The organism is Kosakonia sp. SMBL-WEM22 (assembly GCF_014490785.1).
GTDB lineage: Bacteria > Pseudomonadota > Gammaproteobacteria > Enterobacterales > Enterobacteriaceae > Kosakonia.
Genome location: NZ_CP051488.1, coordinates 2235368 through 2252973, shown reverse-complemented (window position 1 = coordinate 2252973; position 17606 = coordinate 2235368). Strand labels below are relative to the sequence as shown.

Annotated in this window: 18 protein-coding genes; 15 read left to right on the top strand and 3 right to left on the bottom strand. The window is 56.5% G+C overall.

Annotated elements, in window-relative coordinates; translation table 11 throughout:
* Window positions 1–74 precede the first annotated feature (74 nt).
* Entirely contained in the window at window positions 75–1721 is a 1647-nt protein-coding gene (gene fumA, locus HF650_RS10705; RefSeq protein ID WP_187802337.1) for a class I fumarate hydratase FumA, read from the bottom strand.
* A gap of 199 nt (window positions 1722–1920) precedes the next feature.
* Between fumA and manA the strand changes: the two genes are divergently transcribed.
* The 4 genes from manA to HF650_RS10685 all read left to right on the top strand — a co-directional run bounded on the left by manA (window position 1921) and on the right by HF650_RS10685 (window position 5594).
* On the top strand, window positions 1921–3099 hold the full coding sequence (manA, locus tag HF650_RS10700; RefSeq protein WP_187802336.1) for a mannose-6-phosphate isomerase: 1179 nt from the start codon (window positions 1921–1923) through the stop codon (window positions 3097–3099).
* A gap of 100 nt (window positions 3100–3199) precedes the next feature.
* Window positions 3200–4732, top strand: coding sequence for a YdgA family protein (locus HF650_RS10695; RefSeq protein WP_187802335.1), 1533 nt, complete (start codon window positions 3200–3202; stop codon window positions 4730–4732).
* 219 nt (window positions 4733–4951) lie between these two features.
* A complete protein-coding gene (locus HF650_RS10690; protein WP_187802334.1) occupies window positions 4952–5203 on the top strand; it encodes a two-component-system connector protein YcgZ in 252 nt (83 codons plus the stop codon).
* A 91-nt stretch (window positions 5204–5294) separates the two neighbouring features.
* Window positions 5295–5594 (top strand): hypothetical protein, encoded by a 300-nt coding sequence (locus HF650_RS10685; RefSeq protein ID WP_187802333.1) that lies wholly within the window; start codon window positions 5295–5297, stop codon window positions 5592–5594.
* A gap of 441 nt (window positions 5595–6035) precedes the next feature.
* On the opposite strand, the gene HF650_RS10680 is transcribed toward HF650_RS10685, so the two are convergent.
* Window positions 6036–6284 carry a biofilm development regulator YmgB/AriR family protein gene (locus HF650_RS10680; RefSeq protein ID WP_187802332.1) on the bottom strand — a complete coding sequence of 83 codons (249 nt, stop codon included), beginning with the start codon at window positions 6282–6284 and terminating at the stop codon, window positions 6036–6038.
* A 288-nt stretch (window positions 6285–6572) separates the two neighbouring features.
* Between HF650_RS10680 and malX the strand changes: the two genes are divergently transcribed.
* The 4 genes from malX to add all read left to right on the top strand — a co-directional run bounded on the left by malX (window position 6573) and on the right by add (window position 10850).
* Window positions 6573–8186 carry a maltose/glucose-specific PTS transporter subunit IIBC gene (gene malX / locus HF650_RS10675; protein WP_187802331.1) on the top strand — a complete coding sequence of 538 codons (1614 nt, stop codon included), beginning with the start codon at window positions 6573–6575 and terminating at the stop codon, window positions 8184–8186.
* Entirely contained in the window at window positions 8187–9371 is a 1185-nt protein-coding gene (locus tag HF650_RS10670) for a MalY/PatB family protein (protein WP_187802330.1), read from the top strand. It abuts the gene before it with no gap.
* 28 nt (window positions 9372–9399) lie between these two features.
* On the top strand, window positions 9400–9681 hold the full coding sequence (locus tag HF650_RS10665; protein ID WP_223284299.1) for a hypothetical protein: 282 nt from the start codon (window positions 9400–9402) through the stop codon (window positions 9679–9681).
* 167 nt (window positions 9682–9848) lie between these two features.
* Complete coding sequence (gene add / locus HF650_RS10660; RefSeq protein ID WP_187802329.1) at window positions 9849–10850, top strand: adenosine deaminase; 1002 nt, start codon at window positions 9849–9851, stop codon at window positions 10848–10850.
* 34 nt (window positions 10851–10884) lie between these two features.
* Here the strand turns inward: add and HF650_RS10655 are convergent, their stop codons facing one another.
* Window positions 10885–11925: an oxidoreductase gene (locus HF650_RS10655; RefSeq protein ID WP_187802328.1), complete on the bottom strand. Its 1041-nt coding sequence runs from the start codon at window positions 11923–11925 to the stop codon at window positions 10885–10887.
* Window positions 11926–12122: 197 nt separating this feature from the next.
* Between HF650_RS10655 and blr the strand changes: the two genes are divergently transcribed.
* From blr to rsxD, 7 genes are all read left to right on the top strand, one after another.
* Window positions 12123–12260, top strand: coding sequence for a division septum protein Blr (gene blr, locus HF650_RS10650; protein WP_187802327.1), 138 nt, complete (start codon window positions 12123–12125; stop codon window positions 12258–12260).
* 237 nt (window positions 12261–12497) lie between these two features.
* Window positions 12498–12713, top strand: a complete 216-nt coding sequence (gene ydgT, locus HF650_RS10645) for a transcription modulator YdgT (RefSeq protein ID WP_187802326.1) — start codon at window positions 12498–12500, stop codon at window positions 12711–12713.
* A gap of 85 nt (window positions 12714–12798) precedes the next feature.
* On the top strand, window positions 12799–13239 hold the full coding sequence (locus HF650_RS10640; protein ID WP_187802325.1) for a DUF2569 domain-containing protein: 441 nt from the start codon (window positions 12799–12801) through the stop codon (window positions 13237–13239).
* A gap of 78 nt (window positions 13240–13317) precedes the next feature.
* On the top strand, window positions 13318–13899 hold the full coding sequence (rsxA, locus tag HF650_RS10635) for an electron transport complex subunit RsxA (protein WP_023481348.1): 582 nt from the start codon (window positions 13318–13320) through the stop codon (window positions 13897–13899).
* Entirely contained in the window at window positions 13899–14477 is a 579-nt protein-coding gene (rsxB, locus tag HF650_RS10630) for an electron transport complex subunit RsxB (protein ID WP_187802324.1), read from the top strand. Before rsxA ends, rsxB begins: the two co-directional genes overlap by 1 nt.
* Entirely contained in the window at window positions 14470–16548 is a 2079-nt protein-coding gene (gene rsxC / locus HF650_RS10625; protein ID WP_187802323.1) for an electron transport complex subunit RsxC, read from the top strand. Before rsxB ends, rsxC begins: the two co-directional genes overlap by 8 nt.
* Window positions 16549–17601 (top strand): electron transport complex subunit RsxD, encoded by a 1053-nt coding sequence (gene rsxD, locus HF650_RS10620; RefSeq protein WP_187802322.1) that lies wholly within the window; start codon window positions 16549–16551, stop codon window positions 17599–17601.
* The last annotated feature ends 5 nt before the right edge of the window (window positions 17602–17606 follow it).

Genomic DNA, 17606 nt, shown 5'->3' with positions numbered 1-17606 from the left:
AGAATGTTGTTGTGAAGTTCGTGCTTTATAACTGCCAAAACGGGGGAAAAAGCCGCCCCGCAGGGCGGCATAGACTATTTCAGGCAGCTGGCGCACTGACCAGACTGGATTTGCTGGAAGAAGTCATTACCTTTGTCATCCACGAGGATAAACGCCGGGAAATCCTCCACCTCAATTTTCCAGATAGCTTCCATACCCAGCTCCGGATAAGCGACACACTCCAGCTGTTTAATACTGTTCTGCGCGAGGATCGCCGCCGGGCCGCCAATGCTGCCAAGGTAGAAACCGCCGTGCTTCGCGCAGGCATCCGTCACCTGCTTGCTGCGGTTGCCCTTCGCCAGCATGATCATGCTACCGCCCTGGGATTGCAGCTGATCGACGTAGGAGTCCATACGTCCGGCGGTGGTAGGGCCAAGCGATCCCGATGCGTACCCTTCCGGGGTTTTTGCCGGGCCGGCGTAGTAGATCGGGTGATCTTTTACGTACTGCGGCAGATGCTCACCGCTGTCCATTAGCTCTTTCAGCTTCGCGTGAGCGATATCGCGGGCGACGATGATCGTCCCGCTTAGCGACAGGCGCGTGGAGACCGGGTATTGCGACAGCTGGGCCAGGATCTCACTCATCGGGCGGTTAAGATTGACTTTTACCGCTTCGCCCTCGCCCGCCTGGCGCAGTGCTTCAGGAATGTATTTACCCGGGTTCTGTTCGAGGCGCTCGAGCCAGATGCCATCGCGGGTAATTTTGCCTTTGATATTGCGATCTGCGGAGCACGACACGCCCATGCCCACCGGGCAGGATGCGCCATGGCGCGGCAGGCGGATCACGCGAATGTCGTGGGCGAAGTATTTACCACCGAACTGCGCACCAAGGCCGAGGTTACGCGCCTCCTGCAGTAGCTCTTGCTCTAGCTGCACATCGCGAAACGCCTGACCATGCTCGTTCCCCTGGGTCGGCAGCGCATCATAATATTTGGTTGAGGCCAGTTTGACCGTTTTTAACGTCGCTTCCGCCGAGGTCCCGCCAATGACAAAAGCGATATGGTACGGCGGGCAGGCCGCTGTGCCGAGGGTGCGCATTTTTTCCACCAGATAGTTTTTCAGCTTCGCCGGGGTGATAAGCGCTTTTGTCTCCTGGTAGAGATAGGTTTTGTTCGCCGAGCCGCCACCTTTGGCGATAAACAGGAATTTATACGCCTCACCGTCAACACTGTAGAGATCGATCTGCGCCGGCAGGTTAGTGCCGGTATTGACCTCTTTGTACATATCCAGCGGCGCATTCTGCGAGTAGCGCAGGTTATCTTCGGTATAGGTGTTGTAAACGCCCTGGGCCAGCGCAGCTTCATCGCCGCCGCCGGTCCAGACGCGCTGCCCCTTTTTGCCCATGATGATGGCGGTGCCCGTATCCTGGCAGGTCGGCAAAATGCCTTTGGCGGCGATTTCCGAGTTGCGCAAGAATTGCAGCGCCACATATTTGTCGTTTTCGCTTGCCTCCGGGTCGCTCAGAATATCGGCAACTTGCTGCTGATGCGCCGGGCGCAAGAGAAACGAGGCATCATGAAAAGCGTGCTGCGCCAGCAGCGTCAGCGCCTGCGGGTCAACTTTGAGAATATCCTGCCCCTCGAACTGGGCAACGGAGACGTGGTCGCGGCTTAGCAGGTAGTATTCGGTGTCATCCTCTCCGAGGGGGAAAGGATCCTGATAACAGAAGGGTTTGTTCGACATTGTTCTCTCACTTACGGCACGATTTGGTTATTGTTCAGGCAGGAGATCCCTCAGCCTGTGTTAAAGCGAGTCGCCATATCCTACACAAATTTTTAACAAAAACTGAGACTAGTACGACTTTTTGCCCTCACTGATTACTTCCGCCGGGTTTGTTGCTTTAATGGCGCGATAATTTTTCCTAATCAAAAAGGGCTTGATAATGCAAAAACTCATCAACTCCGTGCAGAACTATGCCTGGGGAAGTAAAACTGCGTTAACGGATCTCTACGGCATCGCCAATCCGGACAATCTGCCAATGGCCGAGTTATGGATGGGTGCGCACCCGAAGAGCAGCTCAAAAGTGCAGGACGAGGCAGGGGAAACCCGTGCGCTGCGCGAAGTGATCGAGGCTGATAAGCAGCGCCTGCTCGGGGATGCCGTGGCTGAACGCTTTGGCGAACTGCCGTTCCTGTTTAAAGTGCTGTGCGCTGACCAGCCGCTCTCCATCCAGGTTCACCCGAACAAGAAAAACTCAGAGCAGGGCTTTGCCAAAGAGAATGCCGCCGGTATCCCGATGGATGCCGCAGAGCGCAACTACAAAGATCCTAACCACAAGCCGGAGCTGGTCTTCGCCCTCACCCCTTTTTTGGCGATGAACGCGTTTCGCGAGTTCTCTGACATTGTCTCACTGCTGCAACCGGTCGCCGGTGCGCACCCCGCCATTGCTCACTTCCTGCAGGCCCCCGGTGCCGATCGCCTGAGCGAGCTTTTTGCCGCGCTGCTCAATATGCAGAACGAGGAGAAATCCCGCGCGCTGGCGGTACTGAAGTCGGTGCTTGATAAAGAGCATGGCGAGCCATGGAACACCATCCGCACCATTGCGGAGTTCTACCCGGACGACAGCGGCCTCTTCTCGCCGCTGCTGCTCAACGTGGTCAAACTCAATCCTGGCGAGGCGATGTTCCTCTTCGCGGAAACGCCGCACGCTTACCTGCAGGGCGTGGCGCTGGAGGTGATGGCCAACTCCGATAACGTGCTGCGTGCTGGGTTAACGCCGAAATATATCGATATCCCGGAACTGGTAGCGAACGTAAAATTCACCCCGAAGGCCGCCGATGAGCTGCTGACGCAACCGGTTCGTAACGATGCCGCCCTCGATTTCCCAATCCCGGTCGCGGATTTTGCCTTCTCGCTGCACGACCTCTCTACCCACGAAACGCCGCTGGCGCAGCAGAGCGCGGCGATTATCTTCTGTATCGAGGGTGAAGCGGTGCTCAGCAAAGGTGAGCAAACGCTGGTGCTGAAAGCGGGCGAATCGGCCTTTATTGGCGCGGATGAGTCGCCGGTCGGCGCAAGCGGCACCGGACGCCTGGCGCGCGTGTTTAATAAAATAGACTAAGTTACTGAAGTTTTAAGCAACTATTGCTAAGCTTTAGCGAACTTCATTCGACAGTCCAGGCGGTTTACACCGCCTGGTTTCTTTTTCAGGGATAAGCGCTATGAAAAAAACGTTGGTTGCCGCCGGGGTTATTGTTGCATTAGGTGTCGTCTGGGCAGGCGGAGCCTGGTATACCGGGAAACAGCTGGAGGGTCGCCTGGGCGAGATGGTGAGCCAGGCAAATGCCCAGATCAAACGCAGCGCGCCGGACGCCAATGTTGAGCTTTCGGCACAGGATTACAAACGCAGCCTCTTCTCAAGTACTTTCACGCTGCAGGTCAAGCCGATTGCAGGCACCACCAGCCCGTGGCTGAAGCCGGGACAGAGCGTGGTTTTGCATGAAAATGTCGATCACGGCCCCTTCCCGCTGGCACAGCTGAAATCTTTCAGCCTGACGCCGGCGATGGCCTCCGTCCACACGCAGCTGGTCAATAATGATGTCACCAAGGCATTGTTTGAGATGGCGAAAGGCGAGTCGCCGTTCGTCGCAGAAACGCGTATTGGCTACTCTGGTGATACCCGTAGCGACATCAACCTGCGCGCCCTAAATGTGGAAAAAGAGGGTGAGAAAGTGGCTTTCGGCGGCGGTAACTTCCGCGTCAGCGCCGATAAAGAGGGCAATGCGGTTGCGGTAAGCGGCGAGGCGCAAAGCGGCCTTGTCGATACGGTCAATGAATTTGGCCAGAAAGTACAGCTCTCCTTTAATAACTTCAAGACCGATGGCTCCAGTGAAATCAGCGCTTTTAACGAGCGTACCGGCAGCCAGAAGATGAGTCTTGATAAACTCGCTATCTCCATTGAAAACAAAGAGATGGCGATTCTTGAAGGGATGGAGCTGACGGCGAAATCGGACGTGGCGGATGATAAAAAAAATATCAACAGCCAGGTCGACTACACCTTAAACAGCCTGAAAGTACAGGGCCAGGATCTCGGCAACGGCAAGCTAACGCTGAAAGTCGGCCAGGTTGATGGCAACGCCTGGCATCAGGCCACGCAGCAGTATGATGCGCAGATCCGCGCCCTGATGGCGCAGCCTGATATCGCTCAGAACCCTGAGCTGTACCAGCAGAAAGCGACCGAAGCGTTTCTCAGTGTTGTGCCGCTGCTGTTGAAAGGCGAGCCGGTGATTACCGTTGCGCCGCTGAGCTGGAAAAATGCGAAGGGTGAATCAACCTTTAACCTCTCTCTGTTCCTCAAAGACCCGGCTAAAACCGCTGACGCCCCGCAAACGCTGGCGCAGCAGGTCGATCGCAATGTGAAATCTCTCGACGGTAAACTCTCCATTCCGGTGGATATGGCGACCGAACTGATGACCCAGGTTGCGAAACTGCAGGGGTATCAGCAGGAGGATGCGGCGAAACTGGCTAACCAGCAGGTGAAAGGCCTGGCAGCAATGGGGCAGATGTTCCGCATCACCACGCTTGAAAACAACACCATTCTCACCAGCCTGCAGTATGCTAATGGCCAGGTAACGCTGAACGGCGAGAAGATGCCGCTGGAGCAGTTTGTCGGCATGTTTGGCCTGCCATCACTGCAGCCAGCCGTGCCGGGCGAAGCGGTTCCTCCCGCTCCGCCTGCCATCCCGCAGCAGTAAGCAAAACGCCCCTCAATCGAGGGGCATTTTTTTACGCCTCCCTGGAAGATATATCCTTCAGAACCCCCCTTTTCCCTTCCCTATCTATTTCTTTCAGTTATTATTAGCCAGCAAAATTCGGGGCTGCTGAATGCTTTGTAGCGCGAGGCTGATAACCGAATCAGTCCGTTGATGCAAAATCATTCTTTTGGCATTTAGCCCGTTGAAGAGAGGACAGTCGTGAAAGGTTTCCAGGGTAAAGGTCCGGATGAGAGTGCGTTCTTCCCGCCGGGTTGCACGCCCTCGCAAGAGGAGTTGTTAGGCGAAGTTGTGATCGAGCTTTTGCGTGAAAAAGGCCAGGTCAGCCGCCAGAGCCTCTGTATCAAACTGGCAGCGCGCCTCGATAAAGCCAACGATCCGTTAACAGAAGCGCGTTATGGCGATCTGCTGAAGCTCATTTTCACCAGAAAAATGGGCTCTTCATTTCCATAATTTTAATGAATGCGCTATAACGTTTAGCATAACGTTACTAAGATGCATGACCGGGAACCCCTTGTACGGTGTAGCAAATGTGTGAGGCAGAATGAGTAAAAATGAGTCAGATAAGCTTGTAGATACGGTAATGGGCGAGGCGGTACTGGCCCTGCTTGATTCAGATGATGATGTCTCTTTCGATGCGCTTATTGGGCAACTGCAAGAGTCCCTGATGAGCGAAACCGACAGCACACGACGTGAAGCCCTGCAAACCGCGATTGGCGGTATTCACCACTATAAAACCCAACCGGCCTTACGCGGTCGCAAAAGCAGTTTACAGGTCAGCCGCCTAAAGAGCCGGTTACCTTTGTCAGGCCCGGGCATCGATAACAAAGCCCGTAAGCACTGATTTTTCCAGCAACCTATCTTCACCAGGTCTGGCGTTCCCTACCGGACCACTATTTTCACCCTTCTATTCAGACTTGCTTCGCATGTTTCCATCAATGCACAGTGGATTTGATCTGGCCAACAGGCTTAGAAGAAAAAGTCACCCGTGCCACAAGGGAGAATCATTGAACGACGATGTGCAAGTTCAACCCGCAGAGATCCATGAGGCCATCGGCTTAGCCGCTACCTACCTTATGCATTCTCAACGGCCTGTGAAACCCAGCAACCTGATAATGGTGCTACGTGCGCAGAGCAGCATAACCACTGACCCGAGAAAGAAGCGCGTACTTGACGCCGCCCGACAGCTTATCCTCGACAGAGTTACTTACTCCGCCTGATCTGTCTTTCGTGAAAACGCCTTCGTCTGCGAGGAAGGCGTCTTCGTTGGTAAATCAATGCGGGTTTAGATATCGTCCGGCGTCTTCTGCACAACTCTCTCTAATGCCTTGCGATAACTCTCCAGCAGTGCGGGATCCTCTTCGGTTTCCAGAAGTCTAACCAGCGCCAGGATGAGATGTTTATGGGTGACGTCTCGCTGTTGCAAACGCAGGTTTGCAATAAGGGTGCTGATCACCTGCCTTTCCGCCTCGTTATCATCCGCGTTCACGCCAAAAAAGGCGTTAAGCTGCTCTTCTGTGGTTGTGGTTTGCATAGTCATCCTGAATAAAAATATCGATAGCGACCCTCCGCATCATGCTTAGAGGGTCTCATTTCGCTCCTAAAAATAGTCGTGCTTTTCAGACTTCGCAACCGGGTATATGAAATTTTCTCATCCATTTGCCAAAGCTGGAAAACAGCTCGCAAATCCCTCGCTATCTTGTTGAATTCCTAATTAAGATCGTCAGGATGATTAGCTGTGCCGCCAGCGCCAGAAACCTGATACAACGCTATGCGCAGAGTCAGGAAGCCTGCCGTTCGCTTACTTTTATGAGGAGTTGTTATGACGGGTAAAAAAAGATCGGGCAATGCCGTATGGGAGTTTTTTCAGCAACTGGGCCGCACCTTTATGCTGCCGGTCGCGCTGCTCTCCTTTTGCGGCATTATGCTGGGCATTGGCAGCTCGTTGAGCAGCCGCGATGTGATTACCCTGCTGCCGCTGTTAGGCCACCCGTTACTGCAGGCGGTCTTTATCTGGATGAGCAAAATCGGCGCGTTTGCCTTCACCTTCTTGCCGGTGATGTTCTGTATTGCTATCCCACTGGGTCTTGCACGGGAAGAGAAAGGCGTCGCCGCCTTCTCCGGCTTTGTCGGCTATGCGGTGATGAACCTGGCGGCCAACTTCTGGCTCACCGCGCAGGGCATTTTACCGACTACCGATGCTGCCGTGTTAAAAGCGCATAACGTTCAGAGCGTGCTCGGCATTCAGTCGATTGATACCGGCATTCTTGGCGCAGTGATTGCAGGGGTGATCGTCTGGCGGCTGCATGAGCGCTTCCACACGTTGCGGCTGCCCGATGCCCTGGCCTTTTTTGGCGGCACGCGCTCCGTTCCGATTGTTACCAGCGTGGTGATGGGCATTGTCGGCCTGCTCATCCCGCTTATCTGGCCCTGGTTTGCGCTCGGCATCAGCGGCCTCGGGCAGCTTATCGATCGCGCGGGTGACTTCGGGCCGATGATCTTCGGCACCGGCGAGAGGCTGCTGCTCCCTTTCGGCTTGCAGCATATTCTGGTAGCGCTGATCCGCTTTACCGATGCAGGGGGCACAATGGAGGTTTGCGGTCATCAGGTGAGCGGTGCGCTGACCATCTTCCAGGCACAGCTTGGCTGCCCGCAGACGCACGGCTTTTCTGAGAGCGCGACGCGTTTTCTCTCGCAGGGAAAAATGCCCGCCTTCCTCGGCGGGTTACCCGGCGCAGCATTGGCAATGTACCACTGCGCACGGCCAGAAAACCGCCATAAGATTAAGGGACTGCTTATTTCCGGCGTCATCGCCTGCGTGGTCGGTGGCACCACCGAGCCCATTGAGTTTCTGTTTCTTTTTGTCGCCCCCGCGCTTTATCTAATCCATGCCCTTCTCACCGGGCTGGGCTTTACCATTATGGCAGTACTGGGTGTGACAATTGGCAACACCGACGGCAATGTGATTGATTTCATCGTCTTCGGCGTGCTGCATGGGCTGGCGACCAAATGGTATCTGGTGCCGCTGGTCGCCGCGGTGTGGTTTATTGTTTACTACGCGCTGTTCCGCTTCGCCATCACCCGTTTCGATCTGAAAACGCCTGGCCGTGAGCCGCAGACGGTCGGGAACGAGCAAAGCACTACCCCTGAGGGGACAGGCCGCTCCGGCTATGATGTCCCGGCCTTGCTTGCCGCCCTTGGCGGGGCGCAAAATGTGCAGAGCCTGGATAACTGTATTACCCGCCTGCGCCTGTCGGTGAGCAGCATGAAGCCGGTTGATGCCGCCGCGCTGAAAGCCCATCGCGCCCTCGGCGTGGTGAAAGTCAACGACCACAACCTGCAGGTGGTGATTGGGCCGCAAGTGCAGTCGGTAAAAGATGAAATGGCGCAGCTCATCGCGGCGGCGCGGGTCCAGACAACCCCAGAGGCAGAGTAGATGAAACACGACATCGCTTTTGATTTTTCCACCCCGGTCGATCGCCACGGTACCTGGTGCACACAGTGGGACTATGTGAGCGACCGTTTTGGCCACGCTCACCTGCTGCCCTTTACCATCTCGGATATGGATTTTGCCACCGCGCCCTGCATTCTTGACGCTCTGCAAACCCGCCTCGCGCACGGGGTCTTCGGTTATAGCCGCTGGCAAAACGACGACTTTCTTGGCGCGATCGAATACTGGCTCGCCAGCCGTTTTGACACCCGCATCGACTGCGACGCCCTGGTCTATGGGCCGTCGGTTATCTGGATGATTGCCGAGACCATCCGTCAGTGGACGCAGCCCGGTGACGCCGTTGTGGTTCATACGCCCGCCTATGACGCTTTCCCGAAGATGATAAGCCACAACCAGCGCAGGCTGCTGACAGTGCCGCTGCATCAATATCACGGCGGCTGGGTCTGTGACATGACGCAGCTCGAAGCGGCGCTGGCGCGCCCCGAGAGCAAAGTTCTGCTGCTCTGCAGCCCGCATAACCCGACCGGCAAAGTGTGGACGCACGAAGAGTTGACGGCTATGGCGCTGCTCTGCGAGCGCCACCAGGTGAAAGTGATCAGCGACGAGATCCATATGGATATGGTCTGGGGCGCGCAGCAACACATTCCATGGGGCAATGTCGCGCGCTCGCCGTGGGCGCTCTTCTCCTCGGCATCGAAAAGTTTCAATATCCCGGCCTTAACCGGCGCATGGGGGCTGTTTGGCGATAAGGCGTCGCGTGAGCGCTATCTCGACGCGTTAAAAAACGGCAACGGCTTATCCTCGCCGTCGGTGCTGTCAGTAACGGCGCATGTTGCCGCCTATCGTGAAGGGGCTCCCTGGCTTGAGGCGCTGCGTCGCTATCTGCGCGCTAACCTGGCATACCTCGCTATGACTCTGAATGACGCCTTCCCGCAACTGCGCTGGCAGCCGCCGGAGTCGACCTATCTGGCGTGGATCGATCTGCGAGCGCTGGAGATTGACGATGACGAGCTGCAAAAAACGCTGATTGAGGAGCAGAAGGTGGCGATTATGCGCGGCGATATCTATGGCCCAGAGGGGCGCGGATTTCTTCGCCTTAATGTCGGCTGTCCGCGTGAGAAGCTGGAAGAGGGAGTAAAAAGGCTGATTGCCGCGCTGCGTTCATGTTAGCCTGTGGCGAAATGTATCAACGGAGTGAATGATGGTCTGGGGCGTGTCGGCGGTTTACTTTATTCTTGGCTGGATCTTTTTTACCCGCACGTTCCGCCTCTATGCGCTGGTATCGAGCCTGCTGCTGGCCATCGCGCTGCACAATGTGCTGCAGAGCCAGCTGCTGGTGATGCTCTATCTCGCGATCCTGGCGGTGGCGTTTTTCACCCTCCTTTTGCTTAAACGAAGCCCGGACAAAAAGGGCACGCTCTATTTTTCAGTACCCTGCTGGCTGCTGATCGCCACGGTAATTATCAACGTCTTCTTTTGAGTGCGTGATCGATGCCAGCCCGGCTTGCACTGGCACCAGCAGGTGCATACTTTTCCCTCATCTTTGCACGCCCTCTTTTGCCATCCTCCTCATTTTATTACTATTTTTAATAAGTTAACGAAGTGTTGTATAATGCTTTGCACTTTTACAAAAATATGAGTGCGATCATGATTGATTTAAAACTGCCTTTAACCGATATCCATCGTCATCTTGACGGCAATATCCGTGCCCAAACCATCCTCGATCTTGGCCGCCAGTATAATTTAACTCTTCCCGCGCAGACCCTCGACGCGCTGCGCCCGCATGTGCAGGTGACGTCGAACGAACCCGACCTGGTGAGTTTTCTGGCTAAACTCGACTGGGGCGTGAAGGTGCTGGCCTCGCTGGATGCCTGCCGCCGTGTAGCCTATGAAAATATGGAAGATGCGGCGCGCAATGGCCTGCACTATGTTGAGCTGCGCTTCTCGCCGGGCTACATGGCGATGACCCATAACCTGCCGGTAGCTGGCGTGGTGGAAGCGGTAATTGCCGGCGTGCGTGACGGGAGCCGCGACTTTAACGTGCAGGCGCGCTTAATTGGCATTTTGAGCCGCACTTTTGGCGAAGCAGCCTGCGAACAGGAGCTGGACGCCCTGCTCGCCCATCGCGACAGTATTACTGCGCTCGATCTGGCGGGCGATGAGCTCGGTTTTCCGGGAAGCCTGTTCCTTTCCCACTTTACCCGCGCCCGCGATGCCGGATGGCAGATCACCGTGCATGCCGGCGAAGCCGCGGGGCCTGAGAGCATCTGGCAGGCGATCCGTGAACTGGGTGCCGTGCGCATCGGCCATGGGGTAAAAGCAATTGAAGATACCGCACTGATGGACTTCCTCGCAGAGCAGCGCATTGGTATTGAGTCCTGCCTTACCTCCAACATTCAGACCAGCACCGTGGCCTCGCTCGATCGCCATCCGCTGAAAACCTTCCTCGACCACGGCATTCTGGCCAGCATTAATACGGACGATCCGGCGGTACAGGGGATCGACATTGGTCACGAATATGAGATTGCTGCCCCGGCTGCCGGCCTGAGCGCTGCGCAGATACGCCAGGCGCAGATTAACGGGCTGGAGATGGCCTTTATCACTGCCGAAGAGAAACAGGCGCTGCGCGAACGCGTCGCGCAGGCTTGATGAACGTGGCTCACGCGCTGCGTGAGCCACTTAGTCAGGTGAGGCTGAGGGTGGCGCGGTGTTTTGCCGATTCGATACCAAGCTCAATCAGCTCCATAATGCGGATCGCCTGGCTGACCGGAACCGGGTTCTCTCCGCCGCCCATCAGCGCATCGCGGATTGCCGCATAATAGGCCGGATAGTTGCCCGGCAGCGTCAGCCAGGTCTCCTCTTTCCGCGCTTCGCCATCGATGCGGGTTAACACCCCATCGCGCATGTCGTAGCCCCAATCTTCCTGCGGTAAGCGCGCCCCGCTTTTCAACCGCTCCTCCTGCGGATCGAGACCATACTTCACATAACTGCCCCGCGTACCATGCACGATGTAACGGGCGGATTCTGCCGCTGCCAGCATGGTGCCATGCAGCACTACGCGGCGCTGCGGGTAGGTCAATACCGCGTGAAAATAGTCGGTGGATTGCGCGCCAGGCCGCAGCTGCGCCAGATCGACTGTTAATGAGACCGGTAGACCAAACAGGTTAACCGCCTGATCGAGCAGATGTGGCGCTAAATCGTACCAGATGCCGCTGCCCGGGCCGCCCTGCTCGCGCCAGCGGTCACGCACCTGTGGCCGAAAGCGGTCGAAATGGGATTCAAAATAGGCCACTTCACCCAGCGCACCGTCGGCAAGCAGCGCTTTCAGCGTCAGGAAGTCGCTATCCCAGCGCCGATTGTGAAACACAGAGAGCAGGCGACCATAACTCCGGGCCAGCGCGTCAAGCTCGCGCGCCTGTGACAGTGTCACAGTAAAGGGTTTATCTACCACCACATGCTTACCCGCTTCAAGCGCCGCTTTTGCCAGCGGAAAGTGGGTATCGTTAGGCGTAGGGATGACGATCAAATCGATATTGGGATCGTTAAACAGACGTTTGGGATCGGCGACGACATCGACGTTTGGCCAGTCCGCTTTCACTTTTGACTCATCACTGCTGGAAATAGCCGCCAGCGTCATACCGGCGGTGCCAGCAATCAGCGGTGCATGAAATGTTTTACTGGCGTAGCCATATCCGATTACGCCAACCCGAATAATATCACTCATATCACGGCCTCTTTTCAGTGGTCCTCCATTTCACACTATCTGCCTGACGCCGACAACCGCTGTTATAAAGCATTTTTAAGGTGAATAATTCAGCGCATTCTGGTCTGGTTTCCGCTTACAAAATCTGCTTAAATCTGCGCCCGACACCCGTTAATGACTACCGGCGTGTGATGTTAATCCCAGGGAGCAGTATAAATATGACCGCAATATTCAATCGGATTGTTGAATTAATGGGCTGGATCGTACTCGGCGTATCAACCATTCTGTTGGTGTTTGCCAGCCATATTGATAATTACCAGCCGCCTGAGCAGAGCGTAGTCGCTCAAAAGAAATAGCGGCAATTCCTCCTGGTGCTGCGATAGCACGTAGCGCCAGACGCGGATTGCCCGTCATGAGAAAGACGTTAACCTTTCTCACCCGGCACCCTTCCGGTGCCGGGTTTTTATCTGAAAGAATAGGCTTAATTCAACGGCAGATTATTCTCACGCTATTTACGCCTGGATAATAACGTCTATTATTTGCGCGCATAGCCGGTCTTATTTTGCCTCTTCATTATATGGACACTCTCCGACATGACTGTGCAGGACTATTTATTAAAATTTCGCAAAATCAGTTCGCTTGAAAGCCTGGAAAAGCTCTTTGATCATCTCAACTACAACCTGACGGAGAGCAATGACATTATTAATATGTACCGCGCGGCCGATCACCGTCGCGCAGAGCTGGTTTCTGGCGGGCGATTATTTGACATTGGGTGCGTTCCGCGCTCGGTATGGCGCTACGTAGTCTGAGGCTGCTGGCAATCGCCGTGCGATGCTTTATACTCGTCGCCCGGCAATGTTTGCCGCAACTGAATGTGTTAACAGAGGAAATGGCATGACAACAACACCCGCAGAACGTATCGGAGGCTGGTTACTCGCCCCTCTGGCCTGGTTGCTGGTTGCGTTATTAAGCACCTCGCTGGCGTTAATGCTCTATGTCACCGCCCTGTTAACGCCACATGCACTTACCGCATTGATGTCGCAGCCGGCAAAAGAGATGCTGCTATTGATCTTCTCATTCGTTTTTGCCGCCGCACTCTGGTGCTATACGCTCTGGTTGGTTATCGCCTTTTTTAAACGCCGTAGCCTGGTACCAAAACACTACATCATCTGGCTGCTGGTCTGCGTTTTGCTGGCGATAAAAGCCTTTGCTTTTTCACCAGTTTCCGATGCGATGGCGGTCCGTCAGCTGATCTTCCCTTTGCTGGCGGCGGCGCTGTTTGTGCCTTACTTCAAGCGCGCGGTGCGCGTGAAGAAGACCTTTATTAACCCGTAAATAACCTTACAGTTAACCTGTTGTCGCCCGGGGCAGTTTGCCCGATAATAGGCGGCTTTTTTCATTTCAGGCCACATAATGACAGACTATCTTCTGCTATTTATCGGAACGGTACTGGTCAACAACTTCGTGCTGGTGAAGTTTCTTGGCCTGTGTCCGTTTATGGGCGTTTCCAAAAAGCTGGAAAGCGCAATGGGTATGGGGCTGGCGACCACCTTCGTGATGACCATGGCTTCGATCTGCTCATGGCTTATCGATAACTGGGTGCTGATCCCATTGAACCTTGTTTATCTGCGCACCCTCTCCTTTATTCTGATTATTGCCGTAGTGGTGCAGTTCACCGAGATGGTGGTGCGTAAAACCAGCCCGGCACTCTATCGCCTGCTCGGAATTTTTCTGCCGCTTATCACCACCAACTGCGCGGTGCTCGGCGTCGCCCTGCTCAACATCAACCTTGGGCACAACTTTATGCAGTCGGCGCTCTATGGCTTCGCTGCCGCCGTCGGCTTCTCACTGGTGATGGTGCTGTTCGCCGCGATCCGCGAACGCCTTGCCGTCGCCGATGTTCCCGCGCCGTTTCGCGGTAATGCGATTGCGTTAGTTACCGCGGGCTTAATGTCTCTGGCCTTTATGGGCTTTAGTGGTTTGGTAAAACTGTAATGAATGCGATAACCATCGCCGTTGCAGTCCTGAGCGTACTTGGGCTGCTGTTCGGCCTGATCCTCGGTTACGCCTCGCGCCGTTTTGCGGTCGAGGACGATCCGGTTGTTGAACGTATTGATGAAGTGCTGCCGCAGAGCCAGTGTGGGCAGTGCGGCTACCCCGGCTGTCGCCCCTACGCCGAAGCGGTGGGCACCCAGGGTGAAAAGATCAACCGCTGTGCCCCCGGTGGCGAAGCGGTGATGCAGAAAATCGCCACGCTGTTGAACGTCGACCCGCAGCCGATTGACGGCGATGCTGAAGCGCAGGAGCCGGTGCGTATGCTTGCCATCATTGATGAAAGCAACTGCATTGGCTGCACAAAATGCATTCAGGCCTGCCCGGTCGACGCCATCGTCGGCGCAACCCGCGCCATGCATACGGTGATAAGCGATCTCTGCACCGGCTGTAATCTTTGTGTGGACCCGTGCCCGACGCAGTGTATCGACCTGCGCCCGGTTGCGCCAACCACGCAGAACTGGAAATGGGATCTGCACACCATTCCGGTGCGCACTATTCCCGTGGAGCACCATGCTTAAGTTATTTTCCGCATTCCGAAAAGAGAAACTGTGGGATTTCCACGGCGGCATTCATCCGCCGGAGATGAAAACCCAGTCTAACGGTACGCCGCTGCGTCAACTGCCTCTGGCGAACCGTTTTGTCATTCCCTTAAAACAGCATATCGGTACTGAAGGCGAGCTGTGCGTCAGCGTGGGCGATAGCGTTTTGCGCGGTCAGCCACTGACCCGTGGCCGCGGTCGTATGCTGCCGGTGCACGCGCCGACCTCCGGCACCGTTGTAGCGATTGCCCCTCACGCCACCGCACACCCCTCCGCCCTGCCAGAGCTGAGCGTCATTATCGAGGCGGACGGTGAAGATCGCTGGATTGCGCGCGAAGGGTGGCAGGATTATCGCAGCCAGAGCGTTGAGGCGCTGATTGAGCGCATCCATCAGTTCGGCGTTGCCGGGCTGGGCGGCGCTGGCTTCCCGACCGGTGCGAAGCTGCAAGGCGCCGGCGACAAGGTCGACACGCTCATCATCAACGCCGCCGAGTGCGAGCCCTATATCACCGCCGACGATCGGCTGATGCAGGATTGCGCCGCACAGATTATGGAAGGGGTGCGCATCCTCGCGCATATCCTTCAGCCGCGCCAAGTGTTGATCGGCATCGAAGATAACAAACCGCAGGCGATCTCGATGATGCGTGCGGTATTGGCGGGTAGCCACGATATTCAGCTGAAAGTCATTCCGACTAAATACCCCTCCGGTGGTGCAAAGCAGCTGACGCAGATCCTCACCGGCAAGCAGGTGCCCCATGGCGGACGCTCGTCCGATATCGGCGTGCTGATGCAGAACGTCGGCACTGCCTACGCGGTAAAGCGCGCGGTGATCGACGGTGAACCGTTAACGGAGCGCGTCGTGACCCTGACCGGTGAAGCGGTTGCCCGGCCAGGCAACGTCTGGGCGCGGCTCGGCACGCCGGTTCGCCACCTGCTCGATTACGCTGGCTTCCAGCCGTCGGCAGAACAGCTAGTGATCATGGGCGGTCCGCTGATGGGCTTTACCCTGCCGTGGCTGGATGTGCCGGTGGTCAAAATTACTAACTGCCTGCTCGCCCCTTCGGCCAGTGAAATGGGCGAAACGCAGGAAGAGAAAGGCTGCATCCGCTGTAGCGCCTGCGCCGACGCCTGTCCGGCGGACTTGCTGCCGCAGCAGCTCTACTGGTTCAGCAAAGGCCAACAGCACGACAAAGCCATCGCACACAATCTCTCTGACTGTATCGAGTGCGGTGCCTGCGCATGGGTTTGCCCGAGCAATATTCCACTGGTGCAATATTTCCGCCAGGAGAAAGCGGAGATCTCCGCCATCGCCGAGGAAGAGCGACGCACCGCCGAAGCGAAGGCGCGTTTTGAAGCCCGTCAGGCGCGTCTTGAGCGCGAGAAGCTGGCGCGCCAGGCGCGTCATAAGCAGGCCGCCGCGAAGCCTGGCGACGAGGATAAGCAGGCGATTGAAGCAGCGCTTTCCCGCGTGAAAGAGAAACAGACTACTGCCGCAGAGCCGGTGGTGGTGCAGGCTGGCGCCGAGCCGGATAACCGTGAAGTGATTGCTGCCCGTGAAGCGCGTAAAGCCGAGGCGCGCGCGCGTCAGGCGGAAAAAGCGCAGCAGGCTGAGGCTGAGGGCGACGATCCGCGCAAATCCGCTGTTGAAGCAGCGATTGCCCGCGCCAAAGCCCGTAAAGCCGAACATGCGCAGAAAGTCGCTGCCGCTACCGAGCCGGAAACCACCGAACTGGTTGATCCGCGCAAAGCCGCCGTCGAAGCGGCGATTGCCCGTGCGAAAGCGCGTAAAGCGGAGCAGGCGCAGAAAGAGGCTCCGGCTGCTGAATCAGAAAGCAGCGAGCCGGTCGACCCGCGCAAAGCCGCCGTCGAAGCGGCAATTGCCCGTGCAAAAGCACGAAAAGCAGAGCAGGCCCGCGCGCAGTCCAGCGCAGAAGAGGCCTCCACGCACACCCAGGCTGCCAATGACGATCCGCGTAAAGCGGCGGTCGCAGCGGCCATTGCCCGAGTTCAGGCTAAAAAAGCCGCGCAGCAAGCTGTTAACGAGGATTAAATGGTTTTCAGAATCGCAAGTTCCCCTTACACCCATAACCAGCGCCAGACCTCGCGCATTATGCTGCTGGTCACGCTGGCGACAATACCGGGCATCGCCGCGCAGCTCTGGTTTTTTGGCTGGGGAACGTTGATCCAGCTTATCCTCGCGATCGTCAGCGCACTGCTGGCTGAAGGGCTGGTGCTGAAGCTGCGTAAACAGTCCGTCAGCACCATTCTGGCGGACAACTCGGCCCTGTTAACCGGCCTGCTGCTCGCCATCAGTATCCCCTCGTTTGCGCCGTGGTGGATGGTGGTGCTGGGTACCCTGTTTGCGGTGATTATTGCCAAGCAACTGTATGGCGGTCTTGGCCATAACCCCTTTAACCCGGCGATGATCGGTTATGTGGTGCTGCTTATCTCCTTCCCGGTGCAGATGACCAGCTGGTTACCGCCCCATGATATTGCGCGCACGGTGCCCAGCTTGCTGGATGCCATCGGGGTGATCTTTACCGGCCACAGCACCAACGGTGCAACGATGGATGCCCTGCGTATGGGCGTTGATGGTATTAGCCAGGCGACGCCGCTCGACACATTCAAGACGTCGCTGCATGCAGGACACAGCGTTGAGCAAATTATGCAGTACCCTATTTTCAGCGGCGTGCTGGCGGGTGCAGGCTGGCAGTGGGTCAACCTCGGCTATCTGGCGGGCGGGATCTTCTTGCTGTCGCAAAACACCATTCGCTGGCATATCCCGGTCAGTTTCCTGCTCTCGCTGACCCTGTGCGCCACCCTTGGCTGGCTCTTCGCTCCGCAGACCTTCTTAGCGCCGCAGCTCCATCTGCTCTCTGGTGCGACGATGCTCGGCGCGTTCTTTATTCTGACGGATCCGGTCACCGCCTCGACCACCAATAAAGGCCGCCTGATCTTCGGCGCGCTGGCCGGTTTACTGGTGTGGCTGATCCGCAGCTTCGGCGGCTACCCGGATGGCGTGGCCTTTGCGGTGCTGCTGGCGAATATTACCGTGCCGCTGATTGATTACTACACGCGCCCGCGCGTGTATGGACACCGTTAAGGAGC

Bases quoted from the DNA above. Each gene is read 5' to 3' on its own strand.
- blr (WP_187802327.1), top strand. From the start codon at position 12,123: ATGACCGCAATATTCAATCGGATTGTTGAATTAATGGGCTGGATCGTA.
- HF650_RS10685 (WP_187802333.1), top strand. From the start codon at position 5,295: ATGAGTAAAAATGAGTCAGATAAGCTTGTAGATACGGTAATGGGCGAG.
- HF650_RS10640 (WP_187802325.1), top strand. From the start codon at position 12,799: ATGACAACAACACCCGCAGAACGTATCGGAGGCTGGTTACTCGCCCCT.
- rsxD (WP_187802322.1), top strand. From the start codon at position 16,549: ATGGTTTTCAGAATCGCAAGTTCCCCTTACACCCATAACCAGCGCCAG.
- HF650_RS10695 (WP_187802335.1), top strand. From the start codon at position 3,200: ATGAAAAAAACGTTGGTTGCCGCCGGGGTTATTGTTGCATTAGGTGTC.
- fumA (WP_187802337.1), bottom strand. From the start codon at position 1,721: ATGTCGAACAAACCCTTCTGTTATCAGGATCCTTTCCCCCTCGGAGAG.
- malX (WP_187802331.1), top strand. From the start codon at position 6,573: ATGACGGGTAAAAAAAGATCGGGCAATGCCGTATGGGAGTTTTTTCAG.
- HF650_RS10680 (WP_187802332.1), bottom strand. From the start codon at position 6,284: ATGCAAACCACAACCACAGAAGAGCAGCTTAACGCCTTTTTTGGCGTG.
- rsxC (WP_187802323.1), top strand. From the start codon at position 14,470: ATGCTTAAGTTATTTTCCGCATTCCGAAAAGAGAAACTGTGGGATTTC.
- ydgT (WP_187802326.1), top strand. From the start codon at position 12,498: ATGACTGTGCAGGACTATTTATTAAAATTTCGCAAAATCAGTTCGCTT.
- rsxB (WP_187802324.1), top strand. From the start codon at position 13,899: ATGAATGCGATAACCATCGCCGTTGCAGTCCTGAGCGTACTTGGGCTG.
- rsxA (WP_023481348.1), top strand. From the start codon at position 13,318: ATGACAGACTATCTTCTGCTATTTATCGGAACGGTACTGGTCAACAAC.
- HF650_RS10655 (WP_187802328.1), bottom strand. From the start codon at position 11,925: ATGAGTGATATTATTCGGGTTGGCGTAATCGGATATGGCTACGCCAGT.
- HF650_RS10670 (WP_187802330.1), top strand. From the start codon at position 8,187: ATGAAACACGACATCGCTTTTGATTTTTCCACCCCGGTCGATCGCCAC.
- add (WP_187802329.1), top strand. From the start codon at position 9,849: ATGATTGATTTAAAACTGCCTTTAACCGATATCCATCGTCATCTTGAC.
- manA (WP_187802336.1), top strand. From the start codon at position 1,921: ATGCAAAAACTCATCAACTCCGTGCAGAACTATGCCTGGGGAAGTAAA.
- HF650_RS10665 (WP_223284299.1), top strand. From the start codon at position 9,400: ATGATGGTCTGGGGCGTGTCGGCGGTTTACTTTATTCTTGGCTGGATC.